The organism is Pectobacterium carotovorum (assembly GCF_900129615.1).
Classification (GTDB): Bacteria; Pseudomonadota; Gammaproteobacteria; order Enterobacterales; family Enterobacteriaceae; genus Pectobacterium; species Pectobacterium carotovorum.
In genome coordinates this window covers 2,019-5,341 of sequence record NZ_FQWI01000019.1, presented here as the reverse complement: position 1 = coordinate 5,341, position 3,323 = coordinate 2,019, and the positions used below count along the sequence as shown (strand labels likewise).

Annotated in this window: 2 rRNA genes; both read right to left on the bottom strand. The window is 51.9% G+C overall.

Annotated features, from left to right (window positions below):
* Positions 1-5: 5 nt before the first annotated feature.
* A 5S ribosomal RNA gene (rrf, locus tag BUB06_RS21630) occupies positions 6-121 on the bottom strand.
* Between the two features lie 129 nt (positions 122-250).
* Positions 251-3,157: ribosomal RNA gene (locus tag BUB06_RS21625) — 23S ribosomal RNA — on the bottom strand.
* Positions 3,158-3,323: the final 166 nt, after the last annotated feature.

The following is a 3,323-nucleotide window of genomic DNA, read 5'->3' as shown; positions in this document are numbered from 1 at the left end:
TTGATGCCTGGCAGTTCCCTACTCTCACATGGGGAAGCCCCACACTACCATCGGCGCTACGGCGTTTCACTTCTGAGTTCGGCATGGGGTCAGGTGGGACCACCGCGCTATCGCCGCCAGGCAAATTCTGTTTCATCCCAACCGTCATGCTTCGCTCACGCTCTCGCACAACCATCAGAACCAATCTTTGAACAAGCTAACTATCAAAACACGTCTCTATGAGTCACTCTCAAAACACCTTCGGTGTTGTAAGGTTAAGCCTCTCGGGTCATTAGTACTGGTTAGCTCAACGTATCGCTACGCTTACACACCCAGCCTATCTACGTCGTCGTCTTCAACGGCCCTTCAGGGGTATCAAGTACCCAGGGAAGACTCATCTCGAGGCAAGTTTCCCGCTTAGATGCTTTCAGCGGTTATCTCTTCCGCACTTAGCTACCGGGCAATGCAATTGGCATCACAACCCGTACACCAGTGGTGCGTTCACTCCGGTCCTCTCGTACTAGGAGCAACCCCTCTCAATCTTCCAACGCCCACGGCAGATAGGGACCGAACTGTCTCACGACGTTCTAAACCCAGCTCGCGTACCACTTTAAATGGCGAACAGCCATACCCTTGGGACCTACTTCAGCCCCAGGATGTGATGAGCCGACATCGAGGTGCCAAACACCGCCGTCGATATGAACTCTTGGGCGGTATCAGCCTGTTATCCCCGGAGTACCTTTTATCCGTTGAGCGATGGCCCTTCCATTCAGAACCACCGGATCACTAAGACCTGCTTTCGCACCTGCTCGAGCTGTCACTCTCGCAGTCAAGCTAGCTTATGCCTTTGCACTAACCTCCTGATGTCCGACCAGGATTAGCTAACCTTCGTGCTCCTCCGTTACGCTTTGGGAGGAGACCGCCCCAGTCAAACTACCCACCAGACACTGTCCGCAACCCGGATTACGGGTCCACGTTAGAACATCAAACATTAAAGGGTGGTATTTCAAGGTTGGCTCCACGCAGACTGGCGTCCACGCTTCAAAGCCTCCCACCTATCCTACACATCAAGGCTCAAGGTTCAGTGTCAAGCTATAGTAAAGGTTCACGGGGTCTTTCCGTCTTGCCGCGGGTACACTGCATCTTCACAGCGAGTTCAATTTCACTGAGTCTCGGGTGGAGACAGCCTGGCCATCATTACGCCATTCGTGCAGGTCGGAACTTACCCGACAAGGAATTTCGCTACCTTAGGACCGTTATAGTTACGGCCGCCGTTTACCGGGGCTTCGATCAAGAGCTTCGCCTTGCGGCTGACCCCATCAATTAACCTTCCGGCACCGGGCAGGCGTCACACCGTATACGTCCACTTTCGTGTTTGCACAGTGCTGTGTTTTTATTAAACAGTTGCAGCCAGCTGGTATCTTCGACTGATTTCAGCTCCATGAGCAAGTCACTTCACCTACCATCAGCGTGCCTTCTCCCGAAGTTACGGCACCATTTTGCCTAGTTCCTTCACCCGAGTTCTCTCAAGCGCCTGAGTATTCTCTACCTGACCACCTGTGTCGGTTTGGGGTACGATTTGATGTTACCTGGAGCTTAGAGGCTTTTCCTGGAAGCGTAGCATTGGTTACTTCATCACCGTAGTGACTCGTCATCACGCCTCAGTGTTAATGACGACCCGGATTTACCAAAGTCATCCACCTTCACGCTTAAACCGGGACAACCGTCGCCCGGATAACCTAGCTTTCTCCGTCCCCCCTTCGCAGTAACACCGAGTACAGGAATATTAACCTGTTTCCCATCGACTACGCTTTTCAGCCTCGCCTTAGGGGTCGACTCACCCTGCCCCGATTAACGTTGGACAGGAACCCTTGGTCTTCCGGCGTGCGGGTTTTTCACCCGCATTATCGTTACTTATGTCAGCATTCGCACTTCTGATACCTCCAGCAGCCCTCACAGGCCACCTTCGACGGCTTACAGAACGCTCCCCTACCCAACAACACCTAAGTGTCGCTGCCGCAGCTTCGGTGCATGGTTTAGCCCCGTTACATCTTCCGCGCAGGCCGACTCGACCAGTGAGCTATTACGCTTTCTTTAAATGATGGCTGCTTCTAAGCCAACATCCTGGCTGTCTGTGCCTTCCCACATCGTTTCCCACTTAACCATGACTTTGGGACCTTAGCTGGCGGTCTGGGTTGTTTCCCTCTTCACGACGAACGTTAGCACCCGCCGTGTGTCTCCCGTGATAACATTCTTCGGTATTCGTAGTTTGCATCGGGTTGGTAAGTCGGGATGACCCCCTAGCCGAAACAGTGCTCTACCCCCGAAGATGAATTCACGAGGCGCTACCTAAATAGCTTTCGGGGAGAACCAGCTATCTCCCGGTTTGATTGGCCTTTCACCCCCAGCCACAAGTCATCCGCTAATTTTTCAACATTAGTCGGTTCGGTCCTCCAGTTAGTGTTACCCAACCTTCAACCTGCCCATGGCTAGATCACCGGGTTTCGGGTCTATACCCTGCAACTTAACGCCCAGTTAAGACTCGGTTTCCCTGCGGCTCCCCTATACGGTTAACCTTGCTACAGAATATAAGTCGCTGACCCATTATACAAAAGGTACGCAGTCACCTAACAAGTAGGCTCCCACTGCTTGTACGTACACGGTTTCAGGTTCTATTTCACTCCCCTCGCCGGGGTTCTTTTCGCCTTTCCCTCACGGTACTGGTTCACTATCGGTCAGTCAGGAGTATTTAGCCTTGGAGGATGGTCCCCCCATATTCAGACAGGATGTCACGTGTCCCGCCCTACTCATCGAACTCACAACTTGTGCATTTTTGTGTACGGGACTATCACCCTTTACTGTGCGACTTTCCAGACGCTTCCACTAACACACAAACTGATTCAGGTTCTGGGCTCCTCCCCGTTCGCTCGCCGCTACTAGGGGAATCTCGGTTGATTTCTTTTCCTCGGGGTACTGAGATGTTTCAGTTCCCCCGGTTCGCCTCATTAACCTATGTATTCAGTTAATGATAGTGTGTCGAAACACACTGGGTTTCCCCATTCGGGTATCGTCGGGTATAACGCTTCATATCAGCTTACCGACGCTTATCGCAGATTAGCACGCCCTTCATCGCCTCTGACTGCCTAGGCATCCACCGTGTACGCTTAGTCGCTTAACCTCACAACCCGAAGGTGTCTTTGATAAATAAAGTCACTGTCGTGCTGCGATTATTTGAGAGACTCATTGACAGACTGATGCATCACTCACACCACATTACTGTCGTGTCAGTATGTTCAGCTGTCATGTTTCAATTTTCAGCTTGTTCCAGATTGTTAAAGAGCAAT